Here is a 15047-nt window from a genome sequence, read left to right on the forward strand (position 1 = left end):
GGTTACCAGGACCCGCACCGCATCCTGCCAAAGCGAACATCGATACGGCCGCGACTACCGTCATCACAAGACGGCGTGAGGGCGATGCTGGCGCTTGGGTTAATCGTCGCGTCACGAGAACACCCCTCCAAAAGGTCTTGGCCGATACGGTATCGCCCTCTCTACTGATAATTCGTGCCCGCTGCCCCCGCGGACGGGTCCCGGGCCGATGGCCGCAGGCGGCCATCCTTCGCGGGTGGAGTCTCGAATCATTGGTATGAACTATTACAGCCCGGCGGCTCAGGAACGCGTCAAAGACGCCGCTTATGATGCGCTGGAGAAAGTCCTGACCGGCATGTTCGAACCACTGAGCAGGCAAGCTCTTACCCTACGGTGGAACCAGGCAGTTGAAGCCATGGCCAAGCACCTTGAAGCAGCGGACGACGGTTCCGAATAGTTGCACGAGTTGTGTATCCGGCATTCCCGGGGCAACCACTGAGCCCGGCTTGTGACGCCATGGGCAGTCCTAGATGTCGGCGATGGCCGGGGCGTTGCGAAAGTGGCCAACGGCGATCAGGACTGCCCCGGTGGCGGCCCAGCCGGCCAGTACGAGCCATGGGAACGCGGTGGCAGCGTCGGGGAAGTAGGAGAGGTCGCGCAGGAGCGTCCCGGAGGCGCCGGGGACCAGCCATTGGCCGACATCACCCCACGGTGCGGGGAGGAACTCCTTGGGTTGGGTCAGCGAGGAAAGCGGGTTGCCGATGAAGAGGGTAATGATCGCGCCAACCGCGATGCCCGCCTGCCCGATGAGTGCATTGAGGCCGACGATGGTGGCGGCCGTTGCAACGATTCCCAGTCCGATCGCGCCCGCATTCGTCCAGTAGCTGCCTTGGAGGGTGTGGAACCAGGCCTGCAGGATTCCGGCGAGGCCAGCGCCTGCGATAACGCCGTAGGCGAGGGTCGCCCCTAGTCGTCGCCATGTCCCCGAGACGAGGAGGGAAATGAGCACGCCCCCGATCATGCCGCCCATGGCCAGCGGAAGGCCTGCAACGGCGAGTCCGGTGCCGCGCGCGTCGTCAGGCGAGAGTGGTACGACGTCGGTCACAGTTACCTGGGGGACCGTGACCGGTGTGCCTTGCTGGGCCTGCCCCGTTTGGCCGCCCTGAGCTTTCGTTGCCGTCTGGGTGAGGGCCTCCTGAAGCTTGGCGATGGCCTGGCTCTGGATCTGGGCCTGCATCTGGGCACCCATCTGGGTCAGTGCCTGCGATGCGACCGGGCTGCCTGCACTGGCGACCAGGATCTCGGGTGAAGCACCCAGGACAATCGCGCCGTACACCTCGCGCTGTTCGATGAGCTTGACAGCCTCATCGCGGCTTGAAGCCGTGCGTACGTTGAGGCTTCCGGCGGGAGCCTTGGCGGTGATCTGGGAAATCTGGTCTGGGTGTCCCACCGCCGCGATGGGAAGATTCTGGACCTTTGCGGTGACGCTTGGCCAGGCAAAGGCCAGCAGGACGATGCAGACGGCAGCTGCGGCAAGCAAGGCGGTGCGCAGCGCGTGCGGCCATGGGGTGTGAGTGCCCGGCGTGGGGGCCTGCCGGTGGCCGGGAGCCTGGCTGCGTTCAGTGAGTGTAGACATGGAGTGGCTGCCCCTCGAGGCGTAATGGTGAAAAAGAATGTTCGTTCTTCATTCTGGATCCATCCTCGCCGAATCGTCAAGAATGATCATTCGTTTTCTTTTGTCATAGCATGTACCCATGCCGAAGGTGAGCGAAGAACACCGGCTTGCCATGCGTGAGCGTATCCAGCAGGCTGCGCTGGAGTGCGTGGCGGAAAAGGGCTTTTCGAATGTCTCGATGGGGGACATCATCGCGGAAGCGGGCCTTTCGGCCGGTGCCGTGTACGTGTACTACCGCAGCAAAGAAGAACTGATTGTTGATGCGGGCCGGCGGCTTTTCGCCGAACGGATGGCAGCGCTGGAGGGGCTTGGCGGGCAGGACTCAGTCCCGCCGCCTGAGCAGGCCATTGTGGCGCTCATGGCCGGACTGATGCAGATGGATTTCTTCCCCGGGGTCGCGGTCCAGGTGTGGGGCGAAGCCGTCCGCAACGAGCGCCTTGGAGAGGTGGCGCGCAGCATCCTTACCCAAATTCGGGGGCACATCGAGACATATTTGGAGGCGTGGCTGCGCGCCGCTCGCCCCTCCGAAGACGCGGAATTACAGGCCCGCCGCCTCGCCCCGGCAGTCATGGGCCTGATCCAGGGCTGCGCCATCCAGTCCGCCCTGGCCGGAGAGGACGCCGAAACGGCATACCTCGACTCCGCCCGAACCCTCTTGGCCGCGCTCTAGGAAACGTCTGGCGGTCGCCGGGATGGGGTGCCGTGGGTTTCGGGATACGGCCCCCCGGTTGTTGTCTGTCCAGTTCCTTGGGCCGGGTCTTAGCCTTGCCGTTCGGTTGCCCGGCCGGTCGTATCGGTTGCAGTCTCGGTGGTCCCATCCCGCTCCATGAGCCGCAGCCGGCAGTCGCCCTCGGTGACCATTGGCCCTGCGGTTTCCATCCAGCGAGTTGTGCGGGCGCTGCAGGGTGCCGTTGCGCTGAGCCGGAGAAGCTGCTAACGGGCGGTTCTACAGCTTCGTTTGCGCCGCCGTCCATTTGCGAATCGTCAGACTAGGGCCTAGGACTCTGCGGGCGACCTGTCAGAGAGAGTCGGATTGGACCCTATACAGACGCATATTTCGTTCCTGCCCGACGTCAGGTTGGGGTGTAGGCAGATCTGCCGGGTTTCGAAGAGAGCGCGAACACTCAGATAGGCAGGGCCGCCAGCGCAAGGGACCCCGCGGGCCCTCTTCCGTCCATGGTTCCCTTCCCGCCGCCGACCCCGCGACTACATGCGCAGAACGGCCCCGACCTTCATGAGGCTGCCGTGGATCAATTTCAAGCACCCAAGCCGCACGTCCACGTCAGGAAGCTTGGGGAGCTCAGAGATAGCCGCCTCGGTCGTTGATGTCTGCGGTTACGCGCGTGTACCGAACCAGATAGTTGAAGCGCTCCATTCCTGACGAATCAGTCAGTATGCGGAAAAAATAGCGTGAAAGCTCGATAAGCCCTGCAAGCCTCCGGCTAAGTACGTAGGTGATGGTTGACACAAAAAGCCGTCACGCCTTACTGTAATTGAAACGCTTCAAAAGAAGCACACTTCAAGGAGGAACTGTGGTTTCTGTATCGTCGCGGCCGAAGGCCCGAGTATTTGCTCCACTGGTCGCGTCGGCAGGAGCGTTGGCTCTGCTGCTTACCGGATGTGGGGCAGGAGGTGGCGGTGCTACCGCACAGGGCTCCAAGGAGTTCACCTACCTCACCAATGTGGAGAACACCACCATCCGCGGTGAGCTGGAGACGCTGAGCAAGGATCAGTGCAAGGCAGAGAATGAAAAGGCTCCCTTGAAGGTGGAGACCGTTCCGCAGACCAGCTTGGACCAGAAGCTTCAGCTGCTTGCGGGACAGAACTCGCTTCCGGTGCAGTTCGCCGCGGGGAACGCACCGGCTCTGACCCTTGACCTGGACAAGTCCGGCAACATCCTGGACTTCGAGAAGGCCCTAGGTGATTTGAAGATGTCCGATGCGATCCTTCCCGGAGCTGCATCGACGATCAAGGCGCTGTATGGCGGCAAAGTGAACGTCCTGCCCTACCAGTACAACGTCGAGGGCATCTGGTACAACAAGAAGCTCTTCGCGGACAACAACATTGAGGCGCCCAAGACGTGGGATGATTTCGTGGCTGCGGGCGAGAAGCTCAAGGCCGCGGGTGTCCAGCCGCTGTCCGCTTCCGGTAAGCAGGGTTGGCCCCTCACCCGTCTCGTCAGCGGATACCTTTTCAGCGATCTCGGCGCTGACGCGCTGAAGAAGGTCGCCGACGGCGAAGCGAAGCTGACCGATCCCGAATACGTCAAGGCAGCGCAGGCTGTCGCCGATCTTGGCGGCAAGGGCTACTTCGGTGAGGGTGTCGGTTCGATTGATTACGACACCGCCGTGAACCAGTTCCTGACCGGCAAGGCCGGCATGTTCTACATGGGCAGCTGGATCCTTTCCAACTTCTCAAAGAAGGAAGCCAACAAGATCGGCGAGGAAAACATCGGGTTCCTGCCGTTCCCCAAGGTCTCCGGCGGTCAGGGCATTGAGAACCAGTACGCCGCCAACGTCGGGCTGCCAATGACTTTCAACGCCAAGAAGTACGACGAAAACGCCTCGGCCTGGCTGAAGTGCATTGCCACGAATTACGGATCCGCTGCCCTGAAGGACCAGGCCTCTATCTCAGGATTCAAGGTCAACACTGCGGTGGAGAATCTGGACCCACTGGTGAAGTCCACCCAGGAAACGGTGAACAGCACCAAGGACAGCGTTTTGTGGTTTGAGGCGCTCTTCAGCACGAAAGCCACCACCACGAGCCAGACCAACGCTGCCGGACTCGCTTCCGGCAGCATCTCGCCGCAGAAGTTCATGGAACTCGTCCAGAACGACCTGGCTGCGAAGTAGCCGGACCGCAGGGGCCGGTGCACTGCCGGCCCCTGCTTCCTGCCCGCCCACGCAAGCAATGAAGGAAGCATCATGAACAACGTCCTGGGAGACAAGAAGGCTGTCGTCGTCCTGCTCGGTCCCGCGCTGCTGGTTTACACGCTGGCCATGCTGATACCAGTTTTCTGGTCCCTCGGCTACACCTTCCTCTCCGGTAACGCCATCACGGGCTTCACATTTGCCGGGCTCTCCAACTTCGAAAAACTCTTCTCCGACCCCGCCGTCGGGGAAGCCCTCTGGTTTACTGTCCGCTACGCCATCATCATCACCGCAGGGCAGGTGTTCCTGGGATACCTGCTCTCCCTGCTCTACGTTTTCGCGCTCAAACGCGGCTCAAGCCTCATCCGCACCCTGGTGTTTTTCCCCGTCGTGCTGCCCACTGTCGCCGTGGCACTGCTGTTCCAGAAAATGTTTGAAATCGCACCGCAGAATGGCCTGGTCAACTCCGCACTGAACGTCTTTGGCATGGGCTCCATCGACTGGTTCGGCGACGGAACCCGGGCCTTCTGGGTCATCGTCATCATGGACCTGTGGCGATCCATGGGCTTCTACGCCGTCCTCCTCTACACGGGGCTCGTGGACATCCCCGAAGACATCTTGGAATCCGCCCGCCTCGACGGCGCCCAAGGGCTGCGGCTCATCCGTCACATCATCCTGCCGTTGTCCCTGCCGGTCCTGCTCTCCTCCATCATCTTCAGCATCAACGGCACCCTGAAGGTCTTCGATTCGATTGTGGCGTTGACCAACGGGGGTCCCGGAAGTGCCACAACGCCGCTGACCCTGCACATGTTCCGCACCTCATTCACCTACGGGGACTACGGCTACGGCAGCTCCATCGCCCTGCTGCTGACGATTCTGTGCCTTATCGTCACGCTCTTCATCTTCCGCTCCTCACGACGTGACCTCACCAAGGACTGACCGACGATGACCGCTCCTGTTACGTCTCCCGCCCGCATCAACACGAGCCGAGAGGTCCCGGCCTCACGCCGCCGCGCCCAAAACCTCAAAGTCCTCAAACGCATGCCTATCAACCTCTTGGTGGCCCTGCTGCTGATCGTGGAGATCTTTCCCCTGGTCTGGCTCTTCCTGGGCTCCTTCAAAACCCAGGATGAGTTCCTCAACAGCCCCGCCTGGGCCTTTCCGCAAACCTTCAGCTTCGATAACTACGCCGAAGCGTGGACAACCGGCAACCTCGCCACCTACGTCGGCAACAGCCTTATCGCCACCATCCCCTCCCTGTTCCTCATCGTGCTCTTCGGAGTCGCGGCCGGCTTCGCCCTCGAAGTGCTGGTCTGGAAAGGCCGCAATGCCGTGTTGCTGACCTTCCTCGCCGGCATCATGGTTCCCGGCCAGATGATCCTGCTCCCGCTGTTTTCCGCCTACTTCCAGGTTGGGCTGACCGGAACCCTCTGGCCCCTGATCATCACCTACACCGCCACCGGGCTTCCGCTGACCGTATTCATGATGGCCACCTATTTCCGGGCCGTGCCCCGGGAAGTCTTCGAGGCAGCGACCCTGGACGGCGCCAGCATGATCCGCGCCTTTTTCTCCATCGGCTTCCCCATGGTCCGCAACGCGGTCTTCACCGTCGCCCTGGTCCAGTTCTTCTTCATCTGGAACGACCTGCTCATCGCCCTGACCTTTACCAACAACGCTCAGCTGAACACCATCCAGGTAGGCCTGCTGAACTTCACCGGGGAGTTCGGGGCCGTGCAGTACGGCCCGCTGTTCGCCGCGATCTGCATCAACGTCTTCGGCACGCTTGTCCTGTACCTCTTCCTCAACCAACGCGTCATGAAGGGCCTCGCCGGCGGCGCCGTTAAGGGCTAGATCCCACCATCGACCCTTTTGCGCCACTAATGACCGCCAAATCCAAGGCCCTATCCGCCTGCAACACCTCCAGGAGAAACACACATGTCAGCGACCGCTAATCCGGTAACCTTCGAGCACTACCGGGAAGCCATCGGCGTTGGTAACAGCACCCCGCGGATTTCCTGGAAAACCACTGCCCCGGCTGGCTGGACCCCGGTCGCGTACCAGATCGAGACCACCCGTGCGGGCGCTGTCGAAGTAGGCCCGCGCGTCGATTCCGGCGAATCGGTTCTGGTTCCCTGGCCCTCGTCCCCGTTGCTCTCCGGGGAGGAAGTCACCGTTCGTGTCCGGGTATGGGGCGAGGGCGACGTCGACGCCAGCGACTGGAGCGCCCCCTCCACGGTCGAAGCAGGGCTCCTTGCCCCCGAGGATTGGACGGCAACAGCCGTTGCCCCCGCCTGGAAAGAGGACCCTGAATCGGACCGCCGCCCGCCGCTGCTCCGCCGGGATTTCTCGGTTCCGCGTGCGATCAGCAAGGCCAGGCTTCATGTAACGGCTCATGGCCTGTATGAAATGGAAATCAATGGAATCCGCGTGGGCACCGATATCCTCTCACCCGGCTGGACCGTCTACGGTGAGCGCCTGCGCTACTACACCTACGACGTGACAGCACTCGTGCACCAGGGCGATAACTCCGTCGGAAGCTGGTTGGCTGATGGCTGGTACCGGGGGCGCATCGGCTTCCACGACGGCTACCGCAACCTCTACGGTGACAAGGTCGCCCTGCTGGCCCAGCTCCACATCACGCACGACGACGGTTCGGTCACCGTCGTGGGTACCGATACCCAGTGGAAGGCCGCATTCGGTCCCATTGGGTTCACCGGGCTTTATGAGGGCGAAAGCTACGATGCCCGGCAGGTTCAGCCCGGCTGGAGCCAGCCCGGTTTCGACGACGCCGGCTGGAGCCAGGTCGTCGAAGTTGAACGGGGCCCATCCACGCTCGTGGCCCCGGACGGCCCTCCCGTGCGCTGTACCGAGGAAGTGTCGCCAGCCTCGGTGTTCACAAGCCCCGCTGGCAAGTTGCTGGTGGATTTCGGCCAGAACCTGGTTGGCCGCCTTCGCATCACCGTCCAGGGTAAACCCGGGGACCAGGTTACCCTCCGCCACGCAGAGGTGCTTCAGGGCGGCGAACTGTTCACCCGACCGCTCCGCCGTGCCATCTCCACCGACACCTACACCATCGCGGGTGACGGACCCGAAACGTGGGAGCCGCGGTTCACCATCCACGGCTTCCGGTACGCCGAAATCGACGGCTGGACCGGAGACGACATTGAAGACAATGTTGTGGCCCGCGTCTACCACACGGATATGCAGCGGACCGGCTGGTTCGAAAGCTCCAACCCGGACCTGAACCGGCTTCACGAAAACGTTCGGTGGAGCATGCGAGGCAACTTTGTGGACATCCCCACCGACTGCCCCCAGCGCGACGAGCGGTTGGGCTGGACCGGCGACATCCAGGTCTTCGCCCCCACAGCATCCTTCCTCTATGACTGCTCCGGAATGCTCAGCTCCTGGCTCAAGGACGTCGCCGTCGAGCAGCTGTCCGACGGCACCATCCCCTGGTACGTCCCGGTAATCCCGGGCGGCGACGAATGGACCCCCATCCGACCCGGCGCCGTATGGGGCGACGTGGCTGTGCTGACCCCGTGGACCCTCTACGAACGCTTCGGCGACACGCAAATCCTCAGGAATCAATACCAGAGTGCCAAAGCCTGGGTGGACCTCATGGATACCAAGGCAGGCCCGACACACCTGTGGAACACAGGGTTTCAACTTGGTGACTGGCTGGACCCCACAGCTCCTCCACATGATCCCACCGCCGCGAAAACCGATCCCTACCTCGTAGCAACCGCCTACTTCGCCTGGTCAGCCCTCCACTTGGGCAAGACCGCCAGCGTTCTCGGCAACACCGCAGACGAACTGCATTACACCGAACTAGGCCGGGCCGTAGCAAAGGCCTTCGCTGATGAGTACATCTACCCCACCGGCACGGTCGCCGGTGACGCCCAGACAGCCTACGCCCTGGCCATCGTTTTCGACCTCTTCCCCAGCGAAGACCAGAAGCACCTGGCGGGAGAGCGGCTTAGGCAGCTGGTCGCCGAAGGGGGAAACAGGATTGCCACCGGTTTCGCCGGTACGCCGCTGATCTCCGATGCCCTGACCAGCATCGGCGCACTCGACGCGGCCTACGCGCTCCTGATGGAAAAGGGATGCCCATCCTGGCTCTACGCCGTGGAGCAGGGCGGAACCACCATCTGGGAACGCTGGGACGCCATGCAGCCGGATGGGACAGTCAACCCCGGCAACATGACCTCTTTCAACCACTACGCACTCGGAGCCGTGGCGGATTGGATGCACCGTGTAGTGGCCGGGATGTCCCTGCTTGAGCCCGGGTACCGCAAGATCCTGTTCAAACCACGTCCCGGCGGAAACCTCACCCACGCGTCCGCGCGGCACGAAACCCCTTATGGAACAGCCTCGATCACTTGGACACTGAAAGCTGCGGGCCTCGAGGTCAAAGTCGAGGTGCCAACGGGCTGCACGGCAAGGGTGGAACTTCCCGGCCAGGAGCCGCTGGAGGTCGGCTCGGGAACGTTTAACTATGTGGTGGAAACGGTGGCTTAGCGCCCCAGTGTGCTGGCTCGGGCAAACAGTGTCGGCTCCAGCATCAGGTTGCGGTGCACGTGCTGGCCGGGATGGTTCACTTCCTCCAACAAGAGCTTAGTGGCCACCCGGCCCATCTCGTGTCCTGGCTGCCCGACGGTGGACATGGGAATGGCGCCTTCGGTCGCGAACTGGTTGTTGTCGTAGCCAATCACCGCAATATCCTGCGGGACTTTCAGGCCGTAAGTGCCGGTGAGTTCATGAATGATCCCCGCCGCCAACTGGTCTGAGGGCGCGATGATGCCATCAGGCATCCTGCTCCGGCCACGGCTTGCCAGGTCCCCGGCGATCCGGCGGCCTTCAGGGCTGTTCAGGCTCCGCCCCATGATCACCTCAAGCGAAACCATGCCCCTGGTCTCGGAAGCAGCACGCATGGCTCCCTTGCGGCGGTCGTTCACAGCATGCAGATCATCGGGACCACCGGCGAATACCAGCCGACGGCGGCCAAGGCCGATCAGGTGGCGGGCCGCCAGGTAGCCCCCGTGTTCCTCGTCGACAAGAACGCTGCAGCAATCCGTCCTTCCGCCGGCGTAGTTGACGAGAACAATGTTCCGTCCGTGGCGGCGGACCCGGTCCACCCCTTCGAGCCCTGCGTCCAACGGGGCAAGGATAATGCCTGCCACTCGGGCCTCATCAAAGATATCGAGATATCCCTCCTGCTTCTGGAAGTCCACATCACTGTTGGCCAAAAGCAGGGAATGGCCCTGCTCGGCAGCAGCGCTTTCGGCCCCCCGGGCTATGTCGACAAAGAGGGAGTTTCCCACATCAGTAAGGACCAGTCCGATGGTCCTGCTGCTTCCCGCCGCCAGTGAACGTGCCGCCGAATTACGGACAAACCCGAGCTCGTCAATGGCAGCCTGCACCTTACGCCGGGTCTTCTCCGATACGATCTCTGGCTTATTCAGCACATTCGAAACAGTTCCCAGAGATACCCCGGCCACCCGGGCAACGTCGTTCATGCTCGGCGCAGAGTCGGCCGAGGCCTCGGCAATGCTATGTGTCGACACGTGCTCGATACTCCCCTGACTGATCTAAGGAACCAGTTTTTCACACCATCCCGAAGGACGGTGGCAGGGCCAGGAAGAAGGATCGATGGATGAAAGGCCGTTTCGGCTGCGGCTAAGGCCGCGCCGGCAGGCGACCGCGTCAACCTGCCAGGCACCGGGAAAGCGCAGGGACATCAAGTGCACGATGCACTGCTGCACCACCGTCCGCTCCCACGTGGTCGTGATCGCCTCCGGCAAGCCCTTGAGCCCATCGCAAACAGCGATCAACACATCCTCCACGCCCCGGTTCTTCAGCTCCGAGAAGACCTGCAGCCAGAACCGGGCACCCTCGCCGCCGTCGCCGGCCCAGATCCCCAGAATCTCCCGATCCCCGTTCACGGTCACGCCCATGACGACATAGAACGGGGTATTGCGCACCTGCCCGTCACGGACCTTGACCACGACCGCATCAACGAACAGCACCGGATAGACCGGATCCAAAGGCCGGGCCGACCATTCGGCCAGTTCCTCGGCGACTTTCTCCGTGATGCGGCTGATGGTGTCCTTAGAGACCTTGGCCCCGTAAACCTCCTCGAAGTGCGCCGCGATCTCCCCGGTCGTCAGCCCCCGTGCGGACAGCGAGAGGACGATCTGGTCGATCCCGTCCAGACGCCGTTTCCGCTTGGGCACGATTACCGGCTCGAACGACCCGTCCCGATCCCGGGGCACCTCAATCTCGACCGGGCCGATCTCAGTCAGCACGGTCTTGGACCTCGTGCCGTTCCGCATGTTAGCGCCGACAGGCGTCTGGCCATGCTCGTGGCCCAGGTGCTCGGTCAGTTCCGCTTCCAGCGCGGTCTCCAGCACATTCCTCGTAAGCTGGTTCAGCAGCCCGCCCGGGCCCACCAGGCTCACGCCCTGCTCGTTGGCCTGCGTGAGCAACCGCTCCGCAAGCTCCTTCTGATCGATGATCTCTCCCGTCACAGGATCGATCATCACCCCTGTCATCTCGGTCGTGGGCTCTGACACGGCCGTCTCCTTTCGGATCAGGCCGGACCCTCACACACCGTTTTTCTTACAGTCCCAAAGCGCATCCGTAGGACGACCGTGTTGGGGGTCAGGGCTTGGGGCTATGCGCGGTAGACCTTCGCGTTGTCGTTCCGGTGGATCATGGTGCGTCCTTTTCCGTCATCGAGGATGATCCAGAAGACGCTTCCGTCCAGGGCCACCATGTCGATGCGGCCGGTGATCATGTTTTGGTTCGGCCGGTGGACGGTTACTTCTTCGGTGCGTGAGAGTTGGCACCAGTTGAGGACGCGTTGGAAATGCTCGGCGGGTGACATTGCTGCGGTCTGGGCTGTCATGGGTCTTTCCTTTGTTGATGTGGTGGGGTGGTCCTGTCCTGCTGGCGGGGTCCCCGCGCCCCTGTCAGGAGCTTTATAGGGTCCGGTCCAGGTTCGATCCTGCCGCGTCTGCTGTTTGTTGTTGCCGCACCGCCCGGCGTTCCGGTTTCGGTGGCGTCCGGGAGTACAGCGTATGTGTCTGTGTGCTCCTCGGATCTTCGATCCGGCGTGGTCCGTTGATTATGGTGGCTCCTATGAGCATCGCCACGATGCACAGGCCAAGCATGCCGAAGGAAGCCCCCCGGTGCCGGTCGCGTCGTGGACTACTCCGAAAAGCATGGGCACCAGGGCGGCCCCGAAGTATCCGATGCCTTGGCTGAAGCCTGAGAGCATCGCGGATCCGTGTGTGGTCCTGGAACGCAGGTTCATCATGAGCAGCGCTGTGGCGAAGGTCCCTTGGCCGAGTCCGGCGAACGTGACCCAGAGCAGGGTGTTCTCCTGCGGCAGCAGGTACAGCCCGGTGTGGCCTGCGATCCAGCAGACCGTAAACAGCAGCACTGCCAGGACGGGGTTTCTTAGCCGGGGGACCCAGAGCGGTACCAGGAGGCTCACGGGCAGGCCGAGGATTGCGAAGTATGCCAGGGCGCTGCCCGCCGTGGCAGGATCGATGCCTTGTGATGCAAGGTAGGGCGGCAGCCAGGTGAAGTAGACGTAGGTTTGGGCTGAATTGCCTGCCAGGAAGAGGGCAAGGCCCCACCCGACCGGTGAGCGCCAGGGGTTCAACCGCGGTTCTTGGCCGTGCCGAATTCCGTTCGTGCCGGCTGAAGCCGGGGTCTGCGAACGACGCACCTGTCTGGCGTCATTGCTGTCCTTGATCAGCTGGACCGCCCAGGGAGCCAAGACGACGAGGCTTGCCAGGCTCCAGAAGCCTATGGAGAAGCGCCAGGTGACGGCTTCGGCCAAGGGCACGGCGAATTGCGGGCTCATGGCTGTTCCCACGGCCAGGAGAGTGACGTAGCCGGCCGTGACCGCGCCGAGCCTGTCGGGGAAGTACCTTTTGACCAGCGGCGGCAGCACCACGTTGCCAATCCCGTAGCCAGCCATGGTCACGGCCGAGAAGGAGAGGAAGGAAAGAACATCACCCGTAAATGCCCGGGCGACCTGACCTCCAGCTGCGAGTATCACGGCCGCGACCAGGACCGTCTTGATACCCAGCCGTCGGATCAGCCACGGCGTGGTGATGCCGGCGGCCGCGAAGACCACGGGGGCGAGCATGGCCAGCAGGCCGGTGCCGAAGGCGTCAAACCCAAGCTCGGGGCCGATGCTGCCGAGCAGGGGAGGAACGGCGACGACAGCGGCCCTCAGACTGAGGGCCAGCGCCAGGATCCCCAGCAACGCCGCGATGCGGCCGCGCCATGGGCCCGGCCGCACGGGATCCTTCATGTGCTCCTGCGCCCTTCCCCGGGCGCTGGTGCCCGGGTGAGGACTCCTCCTTTTCCTTTTCCTCGGGCGCGGTTTCCGTCAGGGGCATGCCTAAACGGTTTCCGGCGCAGAGTTCAGGTCCAGCGCGTCCGCGTGTTCTGTTTTCAGCCGTTGGTAGGTGCGGGCATTGGCGGTGCAGTGGGCGATCTCCTCGGCGGTCAGGGCCCGCCGCACTTTAGCGGGAACTCCGGCGACGAGGGATCCTGCAGGGATCTGGGTGCCTTCAAGGACGAGCGCGTTGGCTGCCACGAGGGACCCTGCGCCGATGTCGGCTCCGTTGAGCACGGTGGCGTTCATGCCGATCAGGGACCCGTCCCCAACGGTGCAGCCGTGAAGAACGGCCCCGTGGCCGATGCTCACGTTCCGTCCGATTCGTGCAGGGAATCCTGGGTCTGCGTGGATGACCGCGGTGTCCTGGACGTTGGTTCCCTCCGCGATGGTGATGGATTCCATGTCTGCTCTGAGAACGGCTCCGTAGAAGATCCCGGTGTGGGGACCCAGCGTGACGTCGCCGATGACGGCGGCGGTTGGTGCGATCCAGGCCTCGGGGGCGATGGCGGGGGTCCGGTCCCTAATGGTCAGGATGGTGGCGGGCAATGGCTTTCCCTTCAAATGGTTTCAGCACCCGTGGCAGACGGGCCTGAAGGTTGCGTGGTTTCCGTTTAGGATGTGGCTTCGCGGGAGTTTCGGCGTTGGATTTCGCGGGCGATTTTGGAGAGCAGGATGTTGATGGAGAGGTAGATCAGCGCGATGGTGATGTACACAGGGATGGCGTGGATGGTGCCGGAGTAGTCCACGGTGATGCGTCCGTTGCGCAGGAGTTCGCCGTAGCCGATGACGAAGCCGAGGGAGCTTTCTTTGAGGACGATGACCATTTGGCTCACGAGTGCGGGCAGCATGATTTTGATCGCCTGGGGCAGGACGACCTTGGCCAGGACCTGGGATTTGCGGAATCCGAGGGCGTAGGCGGCTTCGGATTGGCCGCGCGGGAGAGCGTTGACGCCGGAGCGGAGGATCTCGCACATGACGGCGCTGTTGTACAGCGCGATTGCCAGGATCAGGGACCAGAAGGGGTTCAGGACGATACCGACGGCGGGCAGGCCGAGGTAGAGGAAGAAGACCAGCACCAGCAGCGGGACACCGCGGAAGATCTCGATCCAGACCTTGGTGATGTAGTACAGAACCTTGGAGTCGGACAGGGCGCACAGTGCGAGTCCGAGGCCACCTGCGAATGACAGGACGATGGCGATCAGCGCCACCTGGAGGGTGGCCCAGGCGCCGTCGAACATGAGCCGTGCGAAGTCGCGGTTGGTCAGGATGGACCATACTTCCCAGCGAAGCAGTCCGTGGGCGCCCAGTTGCCAGAGGGCGAGGGCGGCGATGGCAGCGGCGATTACAGCGCCGGTGGCTGTGAAGCGGCGGACGCGGCGTTCGGCCTGCGGTCCCATCACGTCATACATGGCGGGGGCGCTCATTTGGTCATCGCCACCTTTCGTTCGAGGAAGTGTGAGAAGAGTCCGGCGGGGATCGTGATGGCAAGGTAGAACAGGGCCACAGCGGTAAGGATGAACATGACTGCATCGGGGTTGGCCGGGATCAGTTGGTCGGCCGATGTCAGGAGCTCACCTACGCCGAAGGCGCTGGCAATGGCGGAACTCTTGGTCAGGGCGATGAAGTTGTTGATCAGCGGCGGCACAACAGCGCGCAGGGCCTGCGGGAGTACCACGAGGCGGACGGTCAGGCCGAAGGGCATGCCGACGGCCCGGGCCGCTTCGAACTGTCCGGTGGGAATGGAGTTGATGCCGGAGCGGACTGATTCGGCGAAGAACGCTGCGTAGTAGATGGACAGACCTACGACGGCAGCTCCGAAGAATGAGAGCTGAAGTCCGACCTGGGGGAGTGCGAAGAGGGTGAAGAAGAGGATCACCGCGGTGGGCACGTTCCGGAAGGTTTCGGTGTATCCGGTAGCGAGTTTCTGCAGCAGCGGCACGGGAGATATGCGCATCATTGCGAGGATGCAGCCGCCGGCGAACGCGAATACCGTCGACAGGCCAATCAGTTGCAGGCTGACAGCAAACCCTTGCAGCAGGAGGTCCATATTGTTCAGCACGACGTCCACGGGAGGCTCCTTTGGCTGTGGGGTCGGGTGGGGATG

Annotated in this window: 13 protein-coding genes and 1 pseudogene; 6 read left to right on the forward strand and 8 right to left on the reverse strand. The window is 62.8% G+C overall.

Annotated features, from left to right (window positions below; all coding sequences use genetic code 11):
* The first annotated feature begins 256 nt into the window (after positions 1 to 256).
* Positions 257 to 436: a hypothetical protein gene (locus ACX5I6_RS05180; protein ID WP_285246593.1), complete on the forward strand. Its 180-nt coding sequence runs from the start codon at positions 257 to 259 to the stop codon at positions 434 to 436.
* A gap of 69 nt (positions 437 to 505) precedes the next feature.
* Here ACX5I6_RS05180 and ACX5I6_RS05185 read toward each other — a convergent pair whose 3' ends face one another.
* The gene (locus ACX5I6_RS05185) at positions 506 to 1615 is read right to left on the reverse strand and encodes an ABC transporter permease (RefSeq protein WP_461839711.1); all 1110 of its coding nucleotides are present in this window, start codon (positions 1613 to 1615) and stop codon (positions 506 to 508) included.
* A gap of 118 nt (positions 1616 to 1733) precedes the next feature.
* On the opposite strand from ACX5I6_RS05185, the gene ACX5I6_RS05190 reads away from it, so the two are divergent.
* From ACX5I6_RS05190 to ACX5I6_RS05210, 5 genes are all read left to right on the forward strand, one after another.
* The gene (locus ACX5I6_RS05190; RefSeq protein ID WP_461839712.1) at positions 1734 to 2324 is read left to right on the forward strand and encodes a TetR/AcrR family transcriptional regulator; all 591 of its coding nucleotides are present in this window, start codon (positions 1734 to 1736) and stop codon (positions 2322 to 2324) included.
* Between the two features lie 928 nt (positions 2325 to 3252).
* Positions 3253 to 4506, forward strand: coding sequence for an ABC transporter substrate-binding protein (locus ACX5I6_RS05195; protein ID WP_461839713.1), 1254 nt, complete (start codon positions 3253 to 3255; stop codon positions 4504 to 4506).
* Positions 4507 to 4578: 72 nt separating this feature from the next.
* The gene (locus tag ACX5I6_RS05200; protein ID WP_461839714.1) at positions 4579 to 5463 is read left to right on the forward strand and encodes a carbohydrate ABC transporter permease; all 885 of its coding nucleotides are present in this window, start codon (positions 4579 to 4581) and stop codon (positions 5461 to 5463) included.
* Positions 5464 to 5469: 6 nt separating this feature from the next.
* Entirely contained in the window at positions 5470 to 6375 is a 906-nt protein-coding gene (locus tag ACX5I6_RS05205) for a carbohydrate ABC transporter permease (RefSeq protein WP_461839715.1), read from the forward strand.
* Positions 6376 to 6459: 84 nt separating this feature from the next.
* On the forward strand, positions 6460 to 9042 hold the full coding sequence (locus ACX5I6_RS05210) for a family 78 glycoside hydrolase catalytic domain (RefSeq protein WP_461839716.1): 2583 nt from the start codon (positions 6460 to 6462) through the stop codon (positions 9040 to 9042).
* On the opposite strand, the gene ACX5I6_RS05215 is transcribed toward ACX5I6_RS05210, so the two are convergent.
* The 7 genes and pseudogenes from ACX5I6_RS05215 to ACX5I6_RS05245 all read right to left on the reverse strand — a co-directional run bounded on the left by ACX5I6_RS05215 (position 9039) and on the right by ACX5I6_RS05245 (position 15011).
* Positions 9039 to 10088 (reverse strand): LacI family DNA-binding transcriptional regulator, encoded by a 1050-nt coding sequence (locus tag ACX5I6_RS05215; protein ID WP_461839717.1) that lies wholly within the window; start codon positions 10086 to 10088, stop codon positions 9039 to 9041. The genes ACX5I6_RS05210 and ACX5I6_RS05215 overlap by 4 nt on opposite strands.
* A 159-nt stretch (positions 10089 to 10247) precedes the next feature.
* Positions 10248 to 11063: pseudogene (locus ACX5I6_RS05220) on the reverse strand (IS256 family transposase); the annotation flags it as partial.
* 134 nt (positions 11064 to 11197) lie between these two features.
* Positions 11198 to 11431 (reverse strand): hypothetical protein, encoded by a 234-nt coding sequence (locus ACX5I6_RS05225; protein WP_461839718.1) that lies wholly within the window; start codon positions 11429 to 11431, stop codon positions 11198 to 11200.
* 231 nt (positions 11432 to 11662) lie between these two features.
* Positions 11663 to 12853, reverse strand: a complete 1191-nt coding sequence (locus ACX5I6_RS05230; protein WP_461839719.1) for an MFS transporter — start codon at positions 12851 to 12853, stop codon at positions 11663 to 11665.
* 90 nt (positions 12854 to 12943) lie between these two features.
* A complete protein-coding gene (locus tag ACX5I6_RS05235; protein ID WP_461839720.1) occupies positions 12944 to 13489 on the reverse strand; it encodes a gamma carbonic anhydrase family protein in 546 nt (181 codons plus the stop codon).
* Between the two features lie 65 nt (positions 13490 to 13554).
* Positions 13555 to 14367 carry an amino acid ABC transporter permease gene (locus tag ACX5I6_RS05240; protein ID WP_461839721.1) on the reverse strand — a complete coding sequence of 271 codons (813 nt, stop codon included), beginning with the start codon at positions 14365 to 14367 and terminating at the stop codon, positions 13555 to 13557.
* The gene (locus tag ACX5I6_RS05245; protein WP_461839722.1) at positions 14364 to 15011 is read right to left on the reverse strand and encodes an amino acid ABC transporter permease; all 648 of its coding nucleotides are present in this window, start codon (positions 15009 to 15011) and stop codon (positions 14364 to 14366) included. Before ACX5I6_RS05245 ends, ACX5I6_RS05240 begins: the two co-directional genes overlap by 4 nt.
* Positions 15012 to 15047 lie beyond the last annotated feature (36 nt).

This window comes from Arthrobacter sp. MMS24-T111, from assembly GCF_054888995.1.